Consider the following 21791-nt stretch of genomic DNA (forward strand, 5'->3'; position numbering starts at 1 on the left):
TGGTTTCGGCTGCGCGCTTGTGGTTAAATACGGCGTCTTTTGCCCCGAGGCTTTTCAACGGGGCGCTCATCATAACAGGACGGCCCCGCCCAAGACAGCGGCCGTCATAGGGACGCAAGCCGCCATGCAAGTGAAACACCTGCTGCTGATCGCCATCCTCGCATTGACCGCTGCTTGCTCATCGAAGGAAGTCGTAGACGAAAACCTCAGCGAAGCCGAGCTGTATCAGCAGGCTCAGACTGACCTGGACAACAACAGCTACACCAGCGCCACAGCCAAGCTGAAGGCTCTGGAGTCGCGTTATCCGTTCGGTCGCTACGCCGATCAGGCACAGCTGGAGCTGATCTACGCCAACTATAAGAACGCCGAGCCGGAAGCTGCCAAGTCCGCTGCCGAGCGTTTCATTCGTTTGCATCCGCAGCACCCGAACGTGGATTACGCGTACTACCTCAAAGGTCTGACCTCGTTCGACCAGGACGTCGGCCTGCTGGCGCGCTTCCTGCCGCTGGACATGACCAAGCGTGACCCGGGCGCCGCGCGCGACTCGTACAACGAGTTCGCCCAGCTGACCAGCCGCTACCCGAACAGCCGCTACGCGCCGGACGCCAAGCAGCGCATGATTTACCTGCGCAACCTGCTGGCGGCCTACGAGATTCACGTAGCCGACTACTACCTGACCCGTCAGGCCTATGTAGCTGCTGCCAACCGCGGCCGTTACGTGGTGGAAAACTTCCAGGAAACCCCATCGGTCGGCGACGGCCTGGCGGTGATGACTGAAGCCTATCAGCGTCTGCACCTGGACGAACTGGCGGCCACCAGCCTCGAAACCCTGAAGCTCAACTACCCGAATCACCCGAGCCTGCAAGACGGCCAGTTCGTGCCACGGGTTGCCGAAGCCGACAACCGTTCGTTCCTGAGCAAGGCGACATTGGGTCTGATCGAGTCGCGTCCACCGCTGCCGCCGGGTGAAACCCGCGCCAACCAGGACGTGCAGAAGCAGTTCCAGGACGCGAAAGATGCGATCCCGAACGAGCTCAAGCCTAAAGACGAGAACGGTGACGTGATCGAAGAGCCAGAGTCCGAGTCGAGCAGCACCGACCGTTCGTGGTTCAGCTACATGACTTTCGGCGTGTTCGACTGATCACACCGGTTGCACAGAAAAGGGAGATCTGCGGATCTCCCTTTTTCGTTTCCGCGATTTAATCCGCTGTGCGCTTGTCAGGTCCTTGGCTAAACTGCCGGATCATCAGTCGAAAAGCCGCTCATCATGCTTCGTTTATTGTTCTGGATCGTCGTGATTTTCGCCGCCATTTGGCTCTGGCGGAAATTCAAGGCACCCGCCGCGTCCTCTCAATCCAATCGCTCTTCAAGCGAGCAGGACGCCGCGCCGATGGTGCGTTGTGCTCATTGCGGCGTGCACCTGCCGCGCGACCGCGCGCTGAGCGTGCAACAACAGTGGTATTGCAGCCAGGCTCACCTCGAGCAAGGCCCGGGCACTCGTGATCGCTAAGGCCGACCCCGACAGCAAACAGGCGCAGCGCCTGCTGCGCCTTTATCATCTCTACCGTTTAAGTGTCGGCATCACCTTGGTGCTGCTGATCTCCAGCAATATGGACAACCGCCTGCTGACGTCGATTGACGACGATTTGCTGCGCAGCGGCAGTTGGTTGTATCTGGTGTTGAACATCTTGCTGGTGGTATTCCTCGAGAACACCCGGCGTCCGGCGCAGCTGTTCAGCCTGGCACTGGTCGACGTCTTGCTGCTGTGCGGACTGTTTTATGCCGCCGGCGGCGTGGCCAGCGCGATTGGCAATCTGCTGATCGTTTCAGTTGCGATCAGCAATACCCTCCTGCGTCGACGCATCGGCTTGCTGATTGCCGCCATTGGCGCCCTCGGCATCGTCGGCTCAAGCTTTCTACTGAGTTTCAGCCATCCCCTGAGCGCCAACGAATACCTGCAGGCCGGCACCCTCGGCGCACTGTGTTTCGCCGCCTCGTTGCTGGTGCAAGGGTTGATCCGTCGCCTGGAAGTCAGCGAGACACTGGCCGAACAACGCGCCAGCGAAGTCGTCGGCCTCGAAGCGCTCAATGCGCTGATCCTGCAACGCATGCGCACCGGCATTCTGGTGCTCGACGAGGAGCGCCGGGTGCAACTGGCCAATCACAGCGCCCAGACCTTGCTCGCGCAGTCACACTTGCAGGGCCATCTGATCGACGATTATTCGCCAGCCCTGGTCGACCGCCTGCAACTGTGGATGAACAACCCGACCTTGCGTCCCCAGAGTCTGAAAATCCCCGGCAACGGCCTGGAACTGCAACCGAGTTTCATCGCTCTGGAACAAAGCCCTAACCAGCAAACCCTGGTGTTTCTCGAAGACCTCGCGCAAATTGCCCAGCAGGCCCAGCAACTGAAACTCGCCGCGCTCGGCCGCCTGACTGCCGGCATCTCCCACGAAATCCGCAATCCACTGGGCGCCATCAGTCATGCCGCGCAGCTATTGGGGGAGTCCGAGGAACTCGACGGCGCTGACCGGCGTCTGACCCAGATCATTCAAGATCACTCCCAGCGCATGAACCGAGTCATCGAAAACGTCCTGCAACTGTCCCGCCGCCAGCAAAGCGCCCCGCAACGGCTGGATCTCAAACCGTGGCTGGAAAACTTCGTCGCCGAAAGCCGCGAACAGGCCAGCGAGCGGCAGATTATTCATCTGCGGATCAACTCCGGGGACTTCACCACGTTGATGGACCCCAACCAGCTCACGCAAATTCTCGACAATCTGTTGCGCAACGGTTGGCGCCACAGCGCCTTGCTGTACGATCAGGCCGAAGTCTGGCTGGCCCTCTTCGTCGACACCGACAGCCAGCTTTCGGTGCTCGAAGTACAGGATAACGGCCCCGGCGTGCCTGCCGATGAACAGGCGCATTTGTTCGAACCGTTCTTCACCACCAGCAGCCAAGGCACCGGCCTTGGGCTTTATCTGTCCCGTGAGCTGTGCGAAAGCAACCAAGCGCGCCTAGACTTTCAATCACGCCAAGGCGGCGGCTGCTTTCGCATCACCTTTGCTCACGGACGGAAACAAAGTTGAACACGAGCCCACGGCAAAAAATCCTCATCGTCGACGACGAACCGGATATCCGCGAACTCCTGGAAATCACCCTGGGACGGATGAAACTCGACACCTACAGCGCACGCAATCTGGCTGAAGCCCAGGCGCTGCTCAACCGCGAGCCATTCGACCTGTGCCTGACCGACATGCGCCTGCCCGACGGTACGGGGCTGGAGCTGGTGCAGCACATTCAGCAGCGTTATCCACAGCTGCCGGTGGCGATGATCACCGCGTACGGCAGCCTGGAAACCGCGATCAACGCGCTGAAAGCCGGGGCGTTCGATTTTCTCACCAAACCGGTGGACCTCACGCGCCTGCGCGAGCTGGTCGGCGCAGCCCTGCGCATGCCGGCGGCCGGCGGCGTGTGCACGTCGATTGATCGGCGCTTGCTCGGTGACTCGGCGCCGATGCGTAATCTGCGCAAACAGATCGACAAACTCGCCCGCAGTCAGGCGCCGGTTTACATCAGCGGCGAGTCCGGCAGTGGTAAAGAGCTGGTCGCGCGGTTGATTCACGAACAAGGCCCGCGAGCGGGCCAGCCGTTTGTGCCGGTGAACTGCGGGGCGATTCCGTCAGAGCTGATGGAAAGCGAGTTTTTCGGCCATCGCAAAGGCAGTTTTACCGGCGCCGTCGAAGACAAACCTGGGTTGTTTCAGGCAGCGAATGGCGGCACGTTGTTTCTTGATGAAGTGGCGGACTTGCCGCTGTCGATGCAGGTAAAACTGTTACGAGCGATTCAGGAGAAAGCCGTGCGCAGCGTCGGCGGACAACAGGAAACCGTGGTCGATGTGCGGATTCTTTGCGCAACCCACAGGGATCTCGACGCCGAGGTGGCTGCGGAGCGTTTCCGTCAGGACCTCTATTACCGTTTGAACGTGATTGAACTGCGGGTGCCATCACTGCGCGAACGCCGTGATGACATTGAAGTGCTGGCAGCGCACATGCTCACGCGCTTGGCCAAGGACACCGGCCAGCCTGCGGCGCGCTTGCACCCGCAGGCGCTCGAAGCACTGAAGAATTACCGTTTCCCGGGGAATGTGCGGGAGCTGGAGAATGTCCTCGAACGGGCGCACACCCTCTGTGAGAACCGTACGATCGAAGCAGGGGATCTGCGTTTGAGCGAGGGCAATTGCGCGGTGGAAGGCGGCATTGCCGATCTGACGCAGATCGATAACCTGGAAGATTATCTGGAGAACGTCGAACGCAAACTGATCTTGCAGGCGCTGGAGGAAACCCGCTGGAATCGCACGGCAGCGGCGCAGCGGTTGAGTCTGTCGTTTCGGTCGATGCGCTACCGACTGAAAAAACTCGGTCTGGATTAGATCGTAAAAGATCGCAGCCTTCGGCAGCTCCTACAGGAAACGCATTCCAATGTAGGAGCTGCCGAAAGCTGCGATCTTTTGATCTTGCTCTAAATGCGGCCCTCAGGCGCATACGGCGCCGGATCAATAATCGGCGCCCTGCCCAGCATCACATCGGCAAACAACTGACACGACGCCGGCGCCAGTACCAACCCGTTGCGGTAATGCCCGCAATTCAACCACAAGCCTGCATATCCCGGCACCCGGCCAATGTAAGGAATCCCCTCCGGCGAGCCCGGACGCAGTCCCGCCCAATGCCCGACTACTTCGGCATTGGCCAACGCCGGAATCAGCTCGACCGCTGAAGCCTTGAGGCTCTCCAGCGCTACATCAGTCGGCGTCTTGTCGTAGCCTTCGTGCTCCAGCGTACTGCCGATCAGAATGTGGCCATCGCGCCGGGGAATCGCATAACGCCCCTTCGCCAGCACCATGCTCGGCAAAAAGTCTGCCGCGCACTTGTAGAGAATCATCTGGCCTTTGACCGGTTCGACCGGCAATTTCAGGTTCAGCGTCTTGAGCAGATCACCGCTCCAGGCGCCTGCCGTCAGCACGACCTGATCACCGTTGATCACGCCTGCAGAGGTTTCAACACCGACAACCTGCGCGCCGTCACGGACAAAACCACTGACTTCGCACTGTTCATGAATAGTCACGTTCGGCATTGCCAGTAACGCTGCTTTCAACGATTTGACCAGACGCGGATTGCGCACGTTGGCCACATCCGCCATGTAGATGGCCCGCGAGAATCCACCGCCGAGCACTGGCACCGCATCGTGCGCCGCCGAGATATCCACAGCCCGCAGCGGACGGTTTTCACGTTTGGCCCAGGCCAGCGCCTCGGCGTCGTCGTCCAGATCCAGCCAGTACAGGCCAGTGGTGTGTACTTCAGGATCGACCCCGGTATCGGCAAACAAACGTTCGCCAAGCTGTGGATAAAAATCCTGCGACCAGTGCGCCAGTGCGGTCACTGCCGGGCTATAGCGCCACGGGTACAGCGGCGAAACGATACCGCCACCCGCCCAAGACGATTCCTGGCCAAGGTTCGAACGATCCAGCAGCACCACGCTGCGCACTTCGGAGGCGAGATTGTAGGCGGTCAGCAGGCCAATCACCCCGCCCCCGACAATCACCACTTGCTGTTGCCTGGTCATGTTTGATCCAACCGTAAAAAAGACAGTGGGCGCAAAAGGCACCCGAAAGAAAGCGCCTCAGCGGCCCCAGCAATCCTTGGCGGTCAGCCCGGTGGTCGCGTTGTTCATGCTTCTGACACCGGTGTTGGTCAGGGTAAAATCCCCGCACTTGTCGGTGGCCATGGCCGTGCCCGTTTTACGGGTCGCGGTCAGCAGGAAGGTCTGGTCAGCGATGGTCGGGGTGATCGTGTAGTAATCATTGCCCGTGCTCAGACCGGTAACGCCGGTGTAGACATTGCTCTTGGTGTAGAAACGTTCGAGGGTCTGCGCCTGTTCCGAGAGCAACCCCACCACTTCGGCGCGGCGGCCCTTTTTCACGTATTCGGTGTAGCTCGGTGCGGCGATGGTGATGACGATCCCGATGATCGCAATCACGATCATGATTTCGATCAGGGTGAATCCGCGGTTGGATCTGCGCATGCCTCAAACTCTCGCTTACTGTATTTGTCGCCACATGATACGACGGCTGCCGCCGCCGGGTTTTTCCACCAGCGTGGTAATACCACCGCTGGAGTCGTTCACAATCTTGCGCGTGGCGCCGTTGACGATGGCATTCAGGGTCGGAATACCGCCGGAGAACACCACGCCACTGGAAATCGTGTCATTGCTGTCGACCACGCCATCGGCGTTGGTGTCGAGCACCGCATAGTTGAGCATCTTACCGCTGAACGCATCGAGTTCGACCAGTTTGCCGGTACCGAAGCTGGAACATGGGTCGGTGGTATCAACGCTGGCGGTTGTGAAGATGATCCGCCCGAGTACCAGGCTGGCCTGATTGATCACCCGCTCGCCGGTCAGCGCGTTGTTATACACCAAGGGCAGGTACCAGCCCTTCTCTCCCGGATAGGTCGTGTCGTTCTGCGTTGTCGTGACGAACTGCCCGGAACTGCCTGAAAACACGCCCGTCACAGCCTGCGCCTGCAAACTGCTGACCGTGAGCTGGCCTGAACCACCGTCGGCATCCCACACCGAATAGAACGCCTGCAAATCCTTGTTGGTCTTGTCGGCCGTTTCATTGAATTTGCCGGTGCCGATGAAGATCTGTTTGCCACCCAGTGAATTGTCCGCCAGCAGCGGCTGCGCGGTGATCGGCTGCGTCGTCCCGCCTGCCGTGGTGAACAACGGCTTGCCGGCAAATGCTACGCCCCAACTGTCGGTGGAAGTGGCGCTCAGGTCGAACTTCCACAGACGTCCCTTCAGGTCACCGCCATAAGCGGCTTGCACGACATTCTGTGAGTTGACCTTGAGTTTCACCGAGGACAAGCCGTTGGTGGTTTCCGTGCTGTCGACGACGATTTTCCTGATCAGCGAGCCGTCGCGCACATCCAGCACATAGAGCGCTGCCACGCCGGAGTTGCTGCCGTACCCATTGGAAATAAACGCCGCCCAGCGACCATCGGCCAAGCGTGCCACTTCCGGCCGGGCATAGGCGTAACCCAGATCATTGAAAGCGTTTGCAGTGTTAGCCGTCGCAGGTGCGCTGACTTCCCACAAGGCACGCAGAACATTGCCTGCCGAAGCGTCGAACAATTGCAGTGCGTAAAAGCTTTTGCCGCCGGCGCCAGTGCCTCCGATGGCCAATGTCTTCCAGGTACTGTTCAACTGAGCGTCATACACACCGACCTGACCGTCGACGAGAAATTTGTGGCTCACACCGTTAACGTAATTGGTGTCAGCGATCAACCGCAGCGACGGCAACACACTGGACGGCATGTAAGCGTAACGACGCGTGCCATTGGCCGAGTTGATGACGTTTACGAAGCCGTCATTGGCGTTCACCACCAGACTGGCGTTCATGTTTGCCGCTTTGGTTGTCAGGTAGGTGCTGTAGGTAGTGTCCCCGGACAGATCGGACGCGGTTTTTTCCGTGGGTGACGCCAGCACCAACGGCGAATTGATGATGTCACCCAGCAACACGCTGCGTACCTTGAGCCCGGCCTTGTTGGTGCCTTTGCTCCACTCCACCAGATCAATGCCCGTGATGCCCGTCGGTAGTCCCTGACTGAGTGTCGTTTGTTGCGCCGGGGAAAAATTACCGTATGCCAGCGTAACGGCGGCGTTGCTTGTAGTGTTCCACGACTGATAGGTCGGCGCGGTCGCACTCGGTACGATAGTCGTGTCAGTGGTCCAGAGCACCGCAGAGGTATTCACCGCTCCGGATGCATTGAAGCCGAAGGACTTGATCGTGCCGCGCCAATCCTTCGGGTCGTAACTGGTCTGAAAGTAACTGGTGCCGCTGGCCAGTGTGGTGCCGCTGGTGACGCCGCTGCCGCCCGATCCTGCCTTGGACGTAATGTCACTCAACGCCGACGACAGCGCCGCATTGAGCCCGGTACTGTCCGTCGCTTGGTAGTACTTGCCCTGCCCATAAGCGGCGGCGTCCGAGAGCATGTCGTTGGCCGCCGTGAAGCCAACGGTGTAGGTGTTCATGTTCTGCTTGGGAAAATCCACCGCGTTCCAGCTTTTGCCAGCCGCGTCGGTGCCGGTCGAACGCATGTCGATGTCGAAGGCGAACTTGGCGATGTCGTCCAGATACAGGGTGTCGCCCTCACCGTCACCATTGAGATTGTTGCCGTCATTGTTGACGCCATCCCAGTTCGGTAGACGGCTGCCGCCCAAAGGGTCGTTGGTCGGAAAGGTACGATCGAAAGTGGGCAGGCCGTCGGTGATCACCACACCGTAGTTTTTCTGACAGCGATACTGGATCGGGCTGGTGTAAGTCGCTGGCGTAGTGTTGTAGTACGGCGCCATGCCGCGCATGTAACGGGTGATTTCGTAATAGGTTTCCGCCAATGGCGTATTGGCCACTGCGCTCAAGCCGTTGATCGCTGCAATCAGCGCGTTGTAGTTGGTGTCGGCCTGACCCTGCGTCACGCTGCCGGACACTGGTGCCAGATCGCTGATCGAGCGGGCGATGAAACCGCCGTTTCCGGAGTTGTTGCTGGTCGCCGGATTGAACGTCGAAAGGCCGATGCGCAATGTGCGGTTGCTGGAAACCAGCGCGGTGGACACGTTACGTGCAACGTTGATCCGGTAATCATTGGGAATCGCCCCGGTGGTGAAATCGCGGGTGCCATTGTTGATGGCCAAAGAAAATACGTAGGCAATGTAATCGCCCGAATAACGCGTGTTACCGCTGCCGACCGGGTCCGGAAGTTTCAGGCACAGCGGTGCCAGACTGTTGTTGTAGAACGCGTAGGCGCCACCGGAACATCCCGAGGTCGGCAGACTTGAGAGGAATATCGAATCACCGGTGATCACAGATGAGCTCAGGCACAAGCCGAGCAACGCATTGCACTGACGCGCCGGCGTGCGATCAGCCGTCGGATCAAAACCGGACGCATAGATGATGCTGTTCATGCTGCCCGAATCATCGATCAGCAACATCACGTTCGGCGGCACCGCTGCGGCACTCAACAATGGCGAGTCCGATGGCGTGAACGCATACACCGGCGCGACCAGATAAAAACTCAGCAACAGGCCGATCAGCAGTGACACATAACGCTCAATACTTCGCATAGACACTCTCCACCACACTGCGCGAAGTGCCGGCGATGCCGACAGCGGTGACCCGATACAACGTCGCCGAGGTATTGCTCGGCACGTTCACCGCCGTGAGTGTGGTGCCGATGTTCTGCACACCATAGAAACCGTTGCCAGTCGCGATCCACGTCACACCCGAGGTTGAGTTGAGCCCCGCTGCACTGACCACCGATGACTCCGCCGGCGGCGCGCATTGCGTCGTGCCGCTGCACACTGGCAACGTGTAAGTATCGAGTTGCACCGCACTTTCCCCCACGCGCAGCGCCGCTTCTGCTGTCTGAAACGACTGATTGCGCAGGCTCACGCTGCCGGCCATTTTTTCCTGCAGGTTGGCGCTTTGCATCGACGACAGGCCGATCAACGTCAGCAACAACAAGAACACCAGGCTGACCAGCAACACCATGCCGCGCTGAGCTTGCCGTTGATGAAAAGATATCCGCATCACCCCGGCCCTCACTGCAGGCGGTTGCGCAAAGCGGCAACCACGTTGAAGGTTTGCGTGGCGACCCGACTATTGGGATCGAGCAGGGTCAGGCTCAAGCGCACGCTGCGAATGCGCGCCGGATCGCTGGGGTTGGTGCTGTATGTCGAGGCCGCCACGTCCGTCGCAGAACTGGCCAGACCGAACGTGACGTTGAACGCGCTGACATTGTTCACCAGCACCTGCTGGGTCGGCGTGCCGCTGCCGGTGCCCATGAGGATCTGGTTGTTGCTGAAGCTGTAGACCAGACGCCGGATCGGGAACGCAATCTGCCCCGTCGTCGCGGCGCGTAAACCGGTGTAGGCCGTGGCGCTGTTGCGACAATCGGACACTACTGTCCAGGTCGGCGTGCCACCACCGCTGCCGATATCGGCGGTGACCAAGGTCAGTTTGAGACCGGCATTGTCCCAACTGATCGGGAGGATCTGCGCGGGATTGAAATCCCCTGCCGAGCTGGCATCGGTAATCGTGCCAAGGCAACCGAACATGCCGACCATGCGGATTTCCTGAATCATTTTGCTCAACACAAAGCGCGCATCTTCCTGCATCGCCGCAGCACTGTTCTGGCTGGCGTAAGTGTTTTTCGCGGCAATGAAAATCTGTACGACACCCAGCACGACGACCAGACCAAGGGCCAGGGCGACCAGCAATTCGATCAGGCCGAAACCACTACTATGACGCTTCATGGCGTGGCCACCGGATCGACTGCCGCACGGCTGCTGAGGACAAAACTGCGTGGCGCGCTGGCGGTATTGGCCGCTCGGGCGTCGCTCCAGTTGATGGTGATGGTGTACACCCGCTGACTGAGCGTGATGCTGCCGGTGGCGGTCGGCCCGCCGAAACTGGTGATGTTGGTGGTGAAGTCGTAGAGATCCTGATCACGCGCAACGCTCAGGTTGCCCGAGGTCGGCGGCGTGACGGTGTAGTCGGCGCCGGAGTTGGCGCGAATTCGGTCCATCATGTCGTAGGCAATGAAACTGGCCTGACTGGTCATCCGCGAGCTATCGGTGTACTTCAGCGCGTTCAACTGCACTGCTGCCGCGCCCAACAACCCGACCGTCAGAATCAGCAACGCGACCAACACCTCGATCAGCGTCATGCCCTCCTGTGCGTGTTTACTCCCTGCCCTCATCCGCAACTTCCACCCAATTGAATTCGTCCGTTCAAACACACGTTCAGCGTCCTGCTTTGCGTGCCCAGCGTGTAACTGATGACCACCGCCGTGGACGGTGCCGCCAGACCGCCGAGATTGTTGAAATCCAGTGCGGTCACTCCAGAGGTTAGCGTCAGAGTGGCGCCGCTGCTCATCGCTGGAACAACCCGCAATACATTGGCCGGAGTGCCAGTACCGTCGTAGACCGACAATTCGCCGGTCCAGACGCTGCCACCGGCCGTCGGCCGCACGCGCAGAGTCGTGCCGCGATCAATGGCTTCAAGCCTGGCGTAATTGATCGCACGCCGCAGGTCGCCCATTTCGGTATCGGCTCTGCTGCTTTGTATGGATCGGGTAAACGACGGCACCGCCAAGGTGATCAGGATGACGAAAATCGCCAAGGCAATCAGCAACTCAATCAGCGTGAAACCTTTTGTACGAAGATCCATCGATGCCCTCCGTTGCCGTCGGCTATACCTGCTTTTACACGCTAGAACATTCAACCGACCTGTGTCGGTTGATTTGCCCTGCGCGGCGTAAGGATCGCGTCGCTCATCACACTCCATGGAGGGAGTTTTTCATGCCGCAACAGGGATTCAGCCTGATCGAACTGCTTATGGGACTGGCAATTGGCGCGATTGTTCTGCTGCTGGTCAGTCCGGCGTTTGCCACGCTCAAGGAATCGAACCAACGCGATCAGGCCGCACAGTCGCTGCTCGACGGCATTCGCAATGCGCGCACATTGGCGATCACTCGCAATCAGAGCGTGGTGATGCACGGCATCAATGGCGATTGGAGCCAGGGCTGGCGGATCATTCTGGATGTCAGCGGCAAGGGCGCCGATGACCACAGCAATCCACTGCTGGCGGAACGGGCAAGTGACGCGAAGGTGCCGATTGTCGGTAATTGGCTGGTCAGTCGATACGTGCGATTCAGCAGTCTGGGACAACCGCTGATGCCCGGGCGGGCGTTTCAGGCAGGGACATTACATATCTGTTCGGCTCGCGAGCCGGTCAGCCAGCGCCAAGTGGTGCTGGCAGCGACCGGTCGCGTGCGCCTGACCAGCAAAACGTCTGAACAGGCGCTGTGTGAACAGAACAAACGGGTCAGATCGAACGGAGGCGCAGCTCTTTCGGCATCGAGAAAGTGATGTTCTCTTCACGCCCGGCCAGCTCATCGGCGCCGGTAGCGCCCCAGGCCTGCAGTTGCTGAATCACGCCGCGCACCAGCACTTCCGGTGCAGAAGCACCTGCTGTGATGCCGATACGCTCGACGCCATCGAACCAGCTCTTTTGCAGGTCTTCGGCGCCGTCGATCAGGTAGGCCGGCGTGGCCATGCGTTCCGCCAGCTCACGCAAGCGGTTGGAGTTGGAGCTGTTCGGGCTACCGACCACCAACACCACGTCGCACTCGTCGGCCAGTTGCTTGACCGCGTCCTGGCGGTTTTGCGTGGCATAGCAAATGTCGTCCTTGCGTGGGCCACCGATGGCCGGGAAGCGTGTGCGCAAGGCATCAATGACGCGACTGGTGTCGTCCATCGACAGGGTGGTCTGAGTGACGAAAGCGAGTTTTTCCGGGTTATTGACCTGCAACTCGGCGACGTCTTTTTCGTCTTCGACGAGGTAGATCGCGCCGCCATTGCTGGCATCGTACTGACCCATGGTGCCTTCGACTTCCGGGTGACCGGCGTGGCCAATCAGGATGCACTCACGACCGTCGCGGCTGTATTTCGCCACTTCGATGTGCACCTTGGTCACCAGCGGGCAAGTGGCGTCGAATACTTTCAGGCCACGGCCGGCGGCTTCGGTGCGCACGGCTTGAGATACGCCGTGAGCACTGAAAATCACGATGACGTCATCCGGCACCTGATCCAGCTCTTCGACGAAGATCGCCCCGCGGCTACGCAGGTCTTCAACGACGAACTTGTTGTGCACCACTTCATGACGCACGTAGATCGGCGGCCCGAAGACTTCCAGGGCGCGGTTGACGATTTCGATCGCCCGGTCCACGCCGGCGCAGAAGCCACGGGGGTTGGCGAGTTTGATTTGCATGCTGTGCCTCGTGTCTTGCGCGCGAAAACAATGAATAACTACTGTGGGAGCGAGCTTGCTCGCAAAGGGGGCGTCACCTTCAACATCTCTGTTAGCTGACACACCGGTTTCGCGAGCAAGCTCGCTCCCACATTTGACCTTATACAGTCAGTTACAGCGCTTTGACGGAAATGATTTCCACGTCAAAGGTCAGCGTCTTGCCAGACAGTGGGTGGTTGAAGTCGATGGTCACTTGCGCGTCATCGAACTCTTTCACCACACCCGGCAGCTCAGTATTGGCCGCATCGTTGAAGATCACCAGCAAACCCGGTGACAACTCCATGTCGACAAACTGCGAACGCGGAATGATCTGCACGTTCTGCGGGTTCGGCTGGCCGAAAGCGTTTTCCGGCTCGACGGTCAGCGTGCGCTTGTCGCCGGCCTTGAAGCCGAACAGCGCCGCTTCGAAACCCGGCAGCAGGTTGCCGTCGCCGACCTTGAAGGTCGCCGGGGCTTTGTCGAACGTGCTGTCGACGGTGTCGCCGTTCTCCAGGCGCAATGCAAAGTGCAAAGTGACTTCCGTGTTCTGGCCGATGCGTTGCTCAGCCAATACCTGTTCAGTCATGAACGGCTTCTCCGGTCTTTTTACTTTTGAACATATCCAGTGCCAGCATCACTGCGCCAACGGTAATCGCGCTGTCGGCGAAGTTGAACGCCGGGAAGTACCAGCGGTTCTGCCAGTGCACCAGAATGAAATCGATCACATGGCCCAAGGCAATGCGGTCATAGAGATTGCCCAGCGCGCCGCCCAATACCAGCGCCAGCGCGACGGCCAGCCAGGTTTCGTTGCGGCCCAGACGCTTGAGCCAGACTACCAGCACCGCACTGACCACGATCGCGATCAGGGCGAACAGCCAGCGCTGCCAGCCTGAGCTGTCAGCCAGGAAGCTGAAGGCAGCGCCGGTGTTGTAGGCCAGCGTCCAGCTGAAGTAATCGGGAATGATCACGATCTGCTGGAACATTTCGAGCTTGCCTTCGAAGTAGAACTTGCTGGCCTGGTCGATGACCAGAACCAGCAGACTCAACCACAGCCAGCTCAACCGTCCGAAACGGCCAACGGCATTAGGCATAATGACGAACCTCGCCAGCGCCGCTGATGTTGTCGACGCAACGACCGCAGATTTCTGGATGCTCCGGGTTCACGCCGACGTCTTCGCGGCAGTGCCAGCAACGGGCGCACTTCGGGAAGGCCGATTTGACGATCTTCAGCTTCAGGCCGCTGACTTCAGTCACTACGGCATCGGCCGGAGCCTGTACGAACGGCGCAACGCTGGCTGTCGAAGTGATCAAGACAAAGCGCAGTTCGTTGCTCAGCTTGGCCAGATCGGCGCTCAGGGCGTCTTCGGCGTAAAGCGTCACTTCGGCTTGCAGGTTGCCACCGACGGCTTTGGCCGCGCGCTGGATTTCCATTTCTTTGTTCACCGCTACCTTGACCGCCATGACGCGTTCCCAGTAGTCGCGGCCCAGTTCAACGTCGGCCGGCAGTTCGGTCAGACCTTCGTACCAGGTGTTGAGCATCACCGATTCGTTACGCTCGCCTGGCAGGTATTCCCACAGTTCGTCGGCGGTGAAAGCGAGGATCGGCGCGATCCAGCGCACCAGCGCTTCGGAGATGTGGAACAGCGCGGTTTGCGCCGAACGGCGAGCCTTGCTGTTGGCGCCAGTGGTGTACTGACGGTCCTTGATGATGTCGAGGTAGAAACCGCCCAGCTCCTGCACGCAGAAGTTGTGGATCTTCGAGTAGACGTTCCAGAAACGGTATTCGCCGTAGTGCTCTTGCAGCTCGCGTTGCAGCAGCAAGGTACGGTCGACCGCCCAACGATCCAGCGCGAGCATTTCTTCAGCCGGCAGGATGTCGGTGGCCGGGTTGAAACCGCTGAGGTTCGAGAGCAGGAAGCGCGCGGTGTTACGGATACGACGATAGGCGTCCGCACTGCGTTGCAGGATCTGGTCGGAAACCGCCATTTCGCCGGAGTAGTCGGTCGAAGCGACCCACAGACGCATGATGTCGGCGCCCAGGGTGTCGTTGACTTTCTGCGGCGCGATCACGTTGCCCAGCGATTTGGACATCTTGCGGCCGGCTTCGTCGACGGTGAAACCGTGGGTCAGTAGTTCGCGGTACGGCGCGTGGTTGTCGATGGCGCAACCGGTCAGCAGCGACGAGTGGAACCAGCCACGGTGTTGATCGGAACCTTCCAGGTACAGGTCGGCACGCGGGCCGCTCTCGTGACCCATCGGGTGCGAACCGCGCAGGACGTGCCAGTGCGTGGTGCCCGAATCGAACCAGACGTCGAGGGTGTCGCTGATCTTGTCGTACAGCGGCGCTTCGTCGCCGAGCAGTTCGGCAGCGTCCATCTTGAACCAGGCTTCGATGCCTTCGACTTCAACGCGCTTGGCCACTTCTTCCATCAGCTCAACGGTGCGTGGGTGCAGTTCGCCGCTTTCCTTGTTGAGGAAGAACGGGATCGGCACGCCCCAGTTGCGTTGACGCGAGATGCACCAGTCCGGACGGTTGGCGATCATCGAGTGCAGACGCGCCTGGCCCCAGGCCGGAACGAACTTGGTGTCTTCGATGGCTTTGAGCGAGCGCACACGCAGGGTGTCGCCGCTGGTTGGCTCTTTGTCCATGCCGATGAACCACTGCGCGGTGGCGCGGTAGATCAGCGGGGTCTTGTGGCGCCAGCAGTGCATGTAGCTGTGTTCAATGACGGTGGTGTGCATCAGCGCACCGACTTCGGTCAGCTTGTCGACGATCGCCGGGTTGGCCTTCCAGATGAACTGGCCGCCGAAGAATTCCAGCGATGGCACGTATACGCCATTGCTCTGCACTGGATTGAGGATGTCGTCGTTGACCATGCCGTATTTCTTGCAGGTCACGAAGTCGTCCACGCCGTAGGCCGGAGCGGAGTGAACCACGCCGGTGCCAGCGCCCAGTTCGACGTAGTCAGCCAGATACACCGGCGACAGACGATCATAGAACGGGTGGCGGAAGTTGATCAGTTCCAGCTCTTTACCGGTGGTGGTCGCGATGACCGAACCTTCCAGGCTGTAACGAGCCAGACAGGCTTCGACCAGCTCTTCAGCCAGCACCAGCAACTTGTCGCCGACATCAACCAGCGCGTAGTTGAATTCCGGGTGAACGTTCAAAGCCTGGTTGGCCGGGATGGTCCACGGGGTGGTGGTCCAGATCACGATCGAGGCAGGCTTGCTCAACGATGGCAGACCGAACGCGGCAGCCAGTTTGGCTTCGTCAGCGATCGGGAACGCAACGTCGATGGTCGAGGACTTTTTGTTCTCGTACTCGACTTCCGCTTCGGCCAGGGCCGAACCACAGTCGAAGCACCAGTTCACTGGCTTGAGGCCCTTGAACACGAAACCACCCTTGACGATTTCAGCCAAGGCGCGGATTTCACCGGCCTCGTTCTTGAAATCCATGGTCTTGTACGGGTTGGCCCAGTCGCCCAGCACGCCGAGACGGATGAATTCGGACTTCTGCCCTTCGATCTGCTCGGTGGCGTAGGCACGGCACAACTCGCGGGTCTTGTCCGCGCCGAGGTTCTTGCCGTGGGTCACTTCAACCTTGTGCTCGATCGGCAGGCCGTGGCAGTCCCAACCCGGAACGTACGGCGCGTCGAAGCCCGACAGCGTTTTCGAGCGGATGATCATGTCCTTGAGAATCTTGTTCAGTGCGTGACCGATGTGGATCGTGCCGTTGGCATACGGAGGGCCGTCATGCAGAACGAACTTCGGACGATCCTTGCCAATCTCGCGCAACTTTCCGTACAGGCCAATACTGTCCCAGCGCTGCAGGATCTGCGGTTCGCGCTGTGGCAGGCCGGCCTTCATTGGGAAGGCGGTGTCCGGAAGGTTAAGCGTGGCTTTATAGTCGGTCATTTAAGGCTCTTCATTAGCGATGGGCGCTAGGTGCGGCTAGTGCACGGGCGGTGGCGACATCCGCATTGATCGCCGTTTTCAATGCCTCCAGAGAGGCGAAGCGCTGCTCTTCACGCAGCTTTTGGTGGAAAACCACCGTCAAACGCCGGTCATACAGATCGCCGGCAAAATCTAAAAGATGGACTTCAAGGTGGGCCTTGCCATCACCTTGTACCGTGGGCCGCACACCGATATTGGCGACGCCGGGCCAGGTCTTGCCGTCGATATCGACATCCACCAGATAAACCCCGGTGAACGGCACGCGACGACGCTTGAGTTGAATGTTGGCAGTGGGCGTACCCAGTTGCCGGGCCAGTTTCTGGCCATGCAGCACGCGACCGGCGATGCGGTACGGGCGGCCGAGCAAACGTTCGGCCAAGGCAAAATCGGCGGCGGCCAACGCGTTGCGCACTTGCGTGCTGCTGACACGAATGCCGTCCAGCTCGACGGTTTGCGCGGCTTCCACGGTAAAACCGTGAACCTGCCCGGCCTGCATCAGAAAATCGAAATCACCGAGACGGTCGCAGCCAAAGCGGAAATCGTCACCGACCTCCAGATGCTGCACGCCGAGGCCATCGACGAGGATGGTGTCGACGAATTCGCTGGCGCTGAGCTTGCTCAGGCGCTGGTTGAAGGCCAGGCACAAAACCCGGTCAACGCCTTCGGCGGCCAGCAGTTGCAGCTTGTCGCGCAACCGTGCCAGACGCGCCGGCGCAGTCTCGGGGGCAAAGAATTCCCGTGGCTGCGGCTCGAAAATCACCACGCAGCTGGGTACGCCCAACTCGAGCGCACGCTCACGCAGTCGGGCCAGGATAGCCTGGTGACCACGGTGAACACCGTCAAAGTTGCCAATAGTGGCGACGCAGCCCCGATGCTGGGGGCGCAAGTTGTGGAGGCCTCGAACCAGCTGCATAACGCGCTTCTTGCTCATAAAGTGGTCGATTATAACCACACCCGACGGTCGACGACAGGCAACACCGTAACGCAAAGTGAACGAGCCGACAAAACTGCCGGCCCGCGCCTGTCTATAAAGAGCAAAACCTCAGCTCAAGGCCTTGCGATTGAAATCGCGCAGACGGAAACCGAGCAACAGCAACATACCGAAATACGCCACCACGCCAGCCACCACCAAGGCGCCCAGGCGCAGGAAGCGCTCAAGCATGTGGCCTTGATCCCACGCTGGCATGAAATGCATGCCGACCAGCAATACCGCCGACATCACCGCCACCGCGACCACCAGCTTGAAGGCGAACTTGGCCCAGCCCGGCTGCGGCTGATACATCTGTTGCTTGCGCAGTTGATAAAACAGCAGCCCGGCATTCAGACAGGCACCGGCACTGATCGCCAAGGCCAGCCCAGCGTGAGCCAATGGTCCGATCAATACCAGGTTGAACAACTGAGTGACCACCAAGGTGAAGATTGCGATTTTCACCGGGGTACGGATGTTCTGTTGCGCATAAAAGCCCGGCGCCAACACTTTGATCACAATAATGCCGAGTAGCCCGACAGAATAGGCAATCAGCGCGCGCTGCGTCATTTCGGCATCGAAGCCGCTGAACTGACCGTACTGAAACAGCGAAACGGTCAGTGGCTCGGCAAGAATCCCCAGTGCCAGCGCACACGGCAGCACCAGCACGAAGCACAGGCGCAGGCCCCAATCGAGAATCCGCGAATACTCATGGCGATCTTTGCTTGCATAGGTTTTCGCCAGCGTCGGCAGCAGAATCGTGCCCAGCGCCACGCCCAATACGCCAGACGGTAATTCCATCAGGCGGTCGGCGTAATACATCCACGACACCGAGCCTGCGACCAGAAACGAGGCGAAGATCGTGTTGATGATCAGCGAAATCTGGCTGACCGAGACGCCAAGGATTGCCGGCAGCATCTGCTTCATCACCCGCCACACGCCGGTGTCGCGCAGGTTCAGACGCGGCAGCACCAGCATGCCGATCTTTTTCAAGTGCGGCAGTTGATAGAGCAACTGCGCCAGACCGCCGACCAATACTGCCCAGCCGAGGGCCATGACCGGCGGATCGAAGTAAGGGGTCAGGAACAACGAGAAAATGATCATGCTGACGTTAAGCAGGGTCGGCACGAAGGCCGGGACCGAGAAACGGTTCCAGGTATTGAGGATCGCGCCGGCCAGCGAGGACAGCGAGATGAGCAATATATAGGGGAAGGTCACGCGCAACAGATCAGAGGTGAGCTGGAATTTTTCCGGGGTGTCGGTAAAACCGGGCGCGGTGGCCCAGATCACCCAAGGGGCGGCGATCATGCCGAGCGCGGTGACGACCGCCAGTACCAGCGTCAACAGACCCGACACGTAGGCAATGAACGTGCGCGTCGCTTCTTCGCCCTGCTGGCTTTTGTATTCAGCGAGAATCGGCACAAACGCTTGGGAAAAAGCGCCCTCGGCGAAGATTCTTCGCAGCAGATTGGGTAATTTGAAAGCGATAAAGAAGGCGTCTGTCGCCATCCCGGCGCCGAATGTACGAGCAATAAGCGTGTCACGAACAAACCCCAAAACCCGGGAGAGCATCGTGATAGAGCTGACGGCGGCCAACGATTTGAGCAGATTCATTGAGGGAATTTGTGCCTGTCGATAAACAGCAGGCGAATAACGCGCCCACTTGTGCGATACTCCGCGCCGCAACAGCACAGAGCCAAAGCTCGCGAGTTTACAGGTCAAGCGCCGGAAATAAATATCCCGCCTCTTTATACCTACCACTTAGCGGAACGTTTCAAGCGCCCTTGACAAGACTTCTCTTCATCGGCATGATTCGCGGCCTATTTTGTTTGCTATTTCCTAAAAAGTCTTTCGAGGAGCTCGACGGTGGCCAACTCACCTTCCGCCAAAAAACGTGCAAAACAGGCTGAGAAGCGTCGCAGCCACAACGCCAGCCTGCGTTCCATGGTTCGCACCTACATCAAGAATGTAGTTAAAGCCATCGACGCAAAAGACGCTGAAAAAGCTCAAGCTGCATACGTTCTGGCTGTGCCAGTTATCGACCGTATGGCCGATAAAGGCATCATCCACAAGAACAAGGCTGCTCGTCATAAGAGCCGTCTGAATGGCCACGTTAAAGCGCTGAAAGAAGCTGCTTAATCGACGTAGTCATTAAAAAACCGACCTTAGGGTCGGTTTTTTATTGCCTGTGATTTAGTAAATCCAGCGCAAAAAAAATGTAGGAGCGAGCCCCTACATTCATTTTTGCCGCGTTATTGCTGGACCGGCACCCATGGCAGGATCGGGATTGCCGTAACCGCATTCTGCGGGCTGCCTTCGATCAAGCGATCGCTGTAGACCAGGTACACCAGTGTGTTGCGCTTCTTATCCAGGAAACGCACCACCTGCATGGTCTTGAACACCAGCGACGTGCGCTCCTTGAACACCTCATCGCCATCCTTCAGCTCGCCCTTGAACTTGATCGGGCCGACCTGACGGCACGCGATCGACGCCTCTGCGCGATCTTCAGCCAGACCCAAGCCACCCTTCACGCCGCCAGTCTTGGCCCGCGACAGGTAGCAGGTCACGCCTTCGACTTTCGGATCATCGAAAGCCTCGACCACAATCCGGTCATTCGGGCCGACAAACTTGAACACCGTCGACACCTGACCGATCTCTTCGGCCGAGGCCAGCAATGGCATCGCCATCAGCAAGCCCAACAATCCTTTCGCTAAACGCATCGAGTTTTCCTTAAACCAGAATCAGGTTGTCACGGTGAACCAGTTCCGGCTCCGCCATGTAACCGAGCACACCGACAATCGCATCCGACGACTGACCGATAATTTTTTGCGCTTCCAGCGCACTGTAGTTGGCCAGGCCACGGGCGATCTCGCGACCATCCGGCGCCACGCAGACCACCATTTCGCCGCGACGGAAGCTGCCTTGAACCAGTTTGACGCCTACAGGCAGCAGACTTTTGTTGCCCTTGGACAATGCCGAAACAGCACCATCATCCAACACCAGCGTGCCACGGGTTTGCAGATGCCCGGCCAGCCATTGCTTGCGCGCCGCGAGCATGCCGCGCTCAGGCGACAACAATGTGCCAATGCGCTCACCCGCCTTCAGGCGATCAAGCACACGCTCCAGACGCCCACCGACAATAATCGTGTGCGCACCGGAACGCGCCGCCAGCCGCGCCGCGCGCAATTTGGTCTGCATGCCGCCACGCCCCAGCGCACCACCCGTACCGCCCGCCACCGCGTCGAGCGCAGGATCATCGGCACGCGCTTCGTAAATCATCTGCGCATCAGGGTTATTACGCGGATCAGCGTCGAACATGCCGTCGCGATCAGTGAGGATCACCAACAGATCAGCCTCGACCAGGTTGGCCACCAGCGCCGCCAGCGTGTCGTTGTCGCCGAAACGAATTTCGTCAGTGACCACGGTGTCGTTCTCGTTGATCACCGGAATGACTTTCAGCTCGACCAGCGCGCGCAGGGTGCTGCGAGCGTTGAGGTAGCGCTTGCGGTCGGACAAGTCGTCGTGAGTAAGAAGAATCTGCGCAGTGTGCCGGCCATGCTCGGCGAAGCTCGATTCCCACGCCTGCACCAAGCCCATCTGACCAATCGCCGCAGCCGCCTGGAGCTCATGCATCGCACTGGGTCGTGCGGTCCAGCCCAAACGGCTCATGCCGGCCGCCACTGCCCCGGAGGACACCAGCACCAGCTCGACGCCAGCCTCATGCAGGGCCACCATCTGCTCGACCCAGACACCCATTGCCGCACGATCCAGCCCTTTGCCATCAGCTGTCAGCAAAGCGCTGCCGATCTTCACGACCCAACGCTGCGCACCTGTCACCTTGCTCCGCATCATCTTCAACCTTAGCTTGAGGGCAGCGCGACCCAGCGCCGCCCATTACGTTATTTGTGACTTGCGATTTCCAGATACTAAAACGCCGCTCGATTGAGCGGCGTTCAAGTTTATCGC

21 protein-coding genes are annotated in these 21791 nt (G+C 59.4%); 6 read left to right on the forward strand and 15 right to left on the reverse strand.

The window, feature by feature from the left end; genetic code table 11:
• Window positions 1-124: 124 nt before the first annotated feature.
• From AC3Y64_RS23945 to AC3Y64_RS23960, 4 genes are all read left to right on the forward strand, one after another.
• Window positions 125-1141 carry an outer membrane protein assembly factor BamD gene (locus tag AC3Y64_RS23945; RefSeq protein WP_489985466.1) on the forward strand — a complete coding sequence of 339 codons (1017 nt, stop codon included), beginning with the start codon at window positions 125-127 and terminating at the stop codon, window positions 1139-1141.
• Window positions 1142-1267: 126 nt separating this feature from the next.
• Complete coding sequence (locus AC3Y64_RS23950; protein ID WP_158959480.1) at window positions 1268-1510, forward strand: PP0621 family protein; 243 nt, start codon at window positions 1268-1270, stop codon at window positions 1508-1510.
• On the forward strand, window positions 1500-3086 hold the full coding sequence (locus AC3Y64_RS23955) for a sensor histidine kinase (protein WP_489985467.1): 1587 nt from the start codon (window positions 1500-1502) through the stop codon (window positions 3084-3086). The genes AC3Y64_RS23950 and AC3Y64_RS23955 overlap by 11 nt, the downstream gene beginning before the upstream one ends.
• Window positions 3083-4429: a sigma-54-dependent transcriptional regulator gene (locus AC3Y64_RS23960; RefSeq protein WP_489985468.1), complete on the forward strand. Its 1347-nt coding sequence runs from the start codon at window positions 3083-3085 to the stop codon at window positions 4427-4429. The genes AC3Y64_RS23955 and AC3Y64_RS23960 overlap by 4 nt, the downstream gene beginning before the upstream one ends.
• A gap of 89 nt (window positions 4430-4518) precedes the next feature.
• On the opposite strand, the gene thiO is transcribed toward AC3Y64_RS23960, so the two are convergent.
• Genes thiO through AC3Y64_RS23995 form a run of 7 tightly spaced genes read right to left on the reverse strand, consistent with a single transcriptional unit; the run spans window position 4519 to window position 11284 of the window.
• Entirely contained in the window at window positions 4519-5619 is a 1101-nt protein-coding gene (gene thiO, locus AC3Y64_RS23965; protein ID WP_489985469.1) for a glycine oxidase ThiO, read from the reverse strand.
• 57 nt (window positions 5620-5676) lie between these two features.
• On the reverse strand, window positions 5677-6078 hold the full coding sequence (locus tag AC3Y64_RS23970; protein WP_489985470.1) for a type IV pilin protein: 402 nt from the start codon (window positions 6076-6078) through the stop codon (window positions 5677-5679).
• A 15-nt stretch (window positions 6079-6093) separates the two neighbouring features.
• Entirely contained in the window at window positions 6094-9177 is a 3084-nt protein-coding gene (locus AC3Y64_RS23975) for a pilus assembly protein (RefSeq protein WP_489985471.1), read from the reverse strand.
• Window positions 9164-9643 (reverse strand): pilus assembly PilX family protein, encoded by a 480-nt coding sequence (locus AC3Y64_RS23980; protein ID WP_489985472.1) that lies wholly within the window; start codon window positions 9641-9643, stop codon window positions 9164-9166. Before AC3Y64_RS23980 ends, AC3Y64_RS23975 begins: the two co-directional genes overlap by 14 nt.
• Window positions 9644-9654: 11 nt before the next feature.
• Window positions 9655-10368, reverse strand: coding sequence for a PilW family protein (locus AC3Y64_RS23985; protein ID WP_489985473.1), 714 nt, complete (start codon window positions 10366-10368; stop codon window positions 9655-9657).
• The gene (gene pilV / locus AC3Y64_RS23990; protein ID WP_489985474.1) at window positions 10365-10814 is read right to left on the reverse strand and encodes a type IV pilus modification protein PilV; all 450 of its coding nucleotides are present in this window, start codon (window positions 10812-10814) and stop codon (window positions 10365-10367) included. Before pilV ends, AC3Y64_RS23985 begins: the two co-directional genes overlap by 4 nt.
• Window positions 10811-11284, reverse strand: a complete 474-nt coding sequence (locus AC3Y64_RS23995) for a GspH/FimT family pseudopilin (RefSeq protein WP_489985475.1) — start codon at window positions 11282-11284, stop codon at window positions 10811-10813. The genes pilV and AC3Y64_RS23995 overlap by 4 nt, the downstream gene beginning before the upstream one ends.
• A 131-nt stretch (window positions 11285-11415) precedes the next feature.
• Between AC3Y64_RS23995 and AC3Y64_RS24000 the strand changes: the two genes are divergently transcribed.
• The gene (locus AC3Y64_RS24000; protein ID WP_489985476.1) at window positions 11416-11985 is read left to right on the forward strand and encodes a GspH/FimT family pseudopilin; all 570 of its coding nucleotides are present in this window, start codon (window positions 11416-11418) and stop codon (window positions 11983-11985) included.
• Here AC3Y64_RS24000 and ispH read toward each other — a convergent pair.
• The 6 genes from ispH to murJ form a co-directional block, all read right to left on the reverse strand.
• Window positions 11942-12886 carry a 4-hydroxy-3-methylbut-2-enyl diphosphate reductase gene (ispH, locus tag AC3Y64_RS24005; protein ID WP_489985477.1) on the reverse strand — a complete coding sequence of 315 codons (945 nt, stop codon included), beginning with the start codon at window positions 12884-12886 and terminating at the stop codon, window positions 11942-11944. The two genes, AC3Y64_RS24000 and ispH, sit on opposite strands and share 44 nt — an antisense overlap.
• A 151-nt stretch (window positions 12887-13037) precedes the next feature.
• Window positions 13038-13475 carry an FKBP-type peptidyl-prolyl cis-trans isomerase gene (fkpB, locus tag AC3Y64_RS24010; protein WP_180988114.1) on the reverse strand — a complete coding sequence of 146 codons (438 nt, stop codon included), beginning with the start codon at window positions 13473-13475 and terminating at the stop codon, window positions 13038-13040.
• Window positions 13476-13482: 7 nt separating this feature from the next.
• Complete coding sequence (gene lspA / locus AC3Y64_RS24015) at window positions 13483-13995, reverse strand: signal peptidase II (RefSeq protein ID WP_007909836.1); 513 nt, start codon at window positions 13993-13995, stop codon at window positions 13483-13485.
• Window positions 13988-16819 carry an isoleucine--tRNA ligase gene (gene ileS / locus AC3Y64_RS24020; protein WP_397483126.1) on the reverse strand — a complete coding sequence of 944 codons (2832 nt, stop codon included), beginning with the start codon at window positions 16817-16819 and terminating at the stop codon, window positions 13988-13990. The genes lspA and ileS overlap by 8 nt, the downstream gene beginning before the upstream one ends.
• Window positions 16820-16832: 13 nt before the next feature.
• A complete protein-coding gene (ribF, locus tag AC3Y64_RS24025) occupies window positions 16833-17771 on the reverse strand; it encodes a bifunctional riboflavin kinase/FAD synthetase (RefSeq protein ID WP_038361708.1) in 939 nt (312 codons plus the stop codon).
• Between the two features lie 129 nt (window positions 17772-17900).
• Window positions 17901-19439 carry a murein biosynthesis integral membrane protein MurJ gene (gene murJ, locus AC3Y64_RS24030; protein ID WP_489985478.1) on the reverse strand — a complete coding sequence of 513 codons (1539 nt, stop codon included), beginning with the start codon at window positions 19437-19439 and terminating at the stop codon, window positions 17901-17903.
• A 252-nt stretch (window positions 19440-19691) separates the two neighbouring features.
• Between murJ and rpsT the strand changes: the two genes are divergently transcribed.
• A complete protein-coding gene (gene rpsT / locus AC3Y64_RS24035) occupies window positions 19692-19964 on the forward strand; it encodes a 30S ribosomal protein S20 (protein ID WP_003228351.1) in 273 nt (90 codons plus the stop codon).
• A 113-nt stretch (window positions 19965-20077) separates the two neighbouring features.
• Here the strand turns inward: rpsT and AC3Y64_RS24040 are convergent, their stop codons facing one another.
• Both AC3Y64_RS24040 and proB read right to left on the reverse strand, forming a co-directional pair.
• Window positions 20078-20545: a CreA family protein gene (locus AC3Y64_RS24040; RefSeq protein WP_064392406.1), complete on the reverse strand. Its 468-nt coding sequence runs from the start codon at window positions 20543-20545 to the stop codon at window positions 20078-20080.
• Window positions 20546-20555: 10 nt separating this feature from the next.
• Window positions 20556-21674, reverse strand: coding sequence for a glutamate 5-kinase (gene proB / locus AC3Y64_RS24045; protein WP_489985479.1), 1119 nt, complete (start codon window positions 21672-21674; stop codon window positions 20556-20558).
• Between the last annotated feature and the right edge of the window lie 117 nt (window positions 21675-21791).

This window comes from Pseudomonas sp. 4CAES_32.4 (assembly GCF_058136335.1).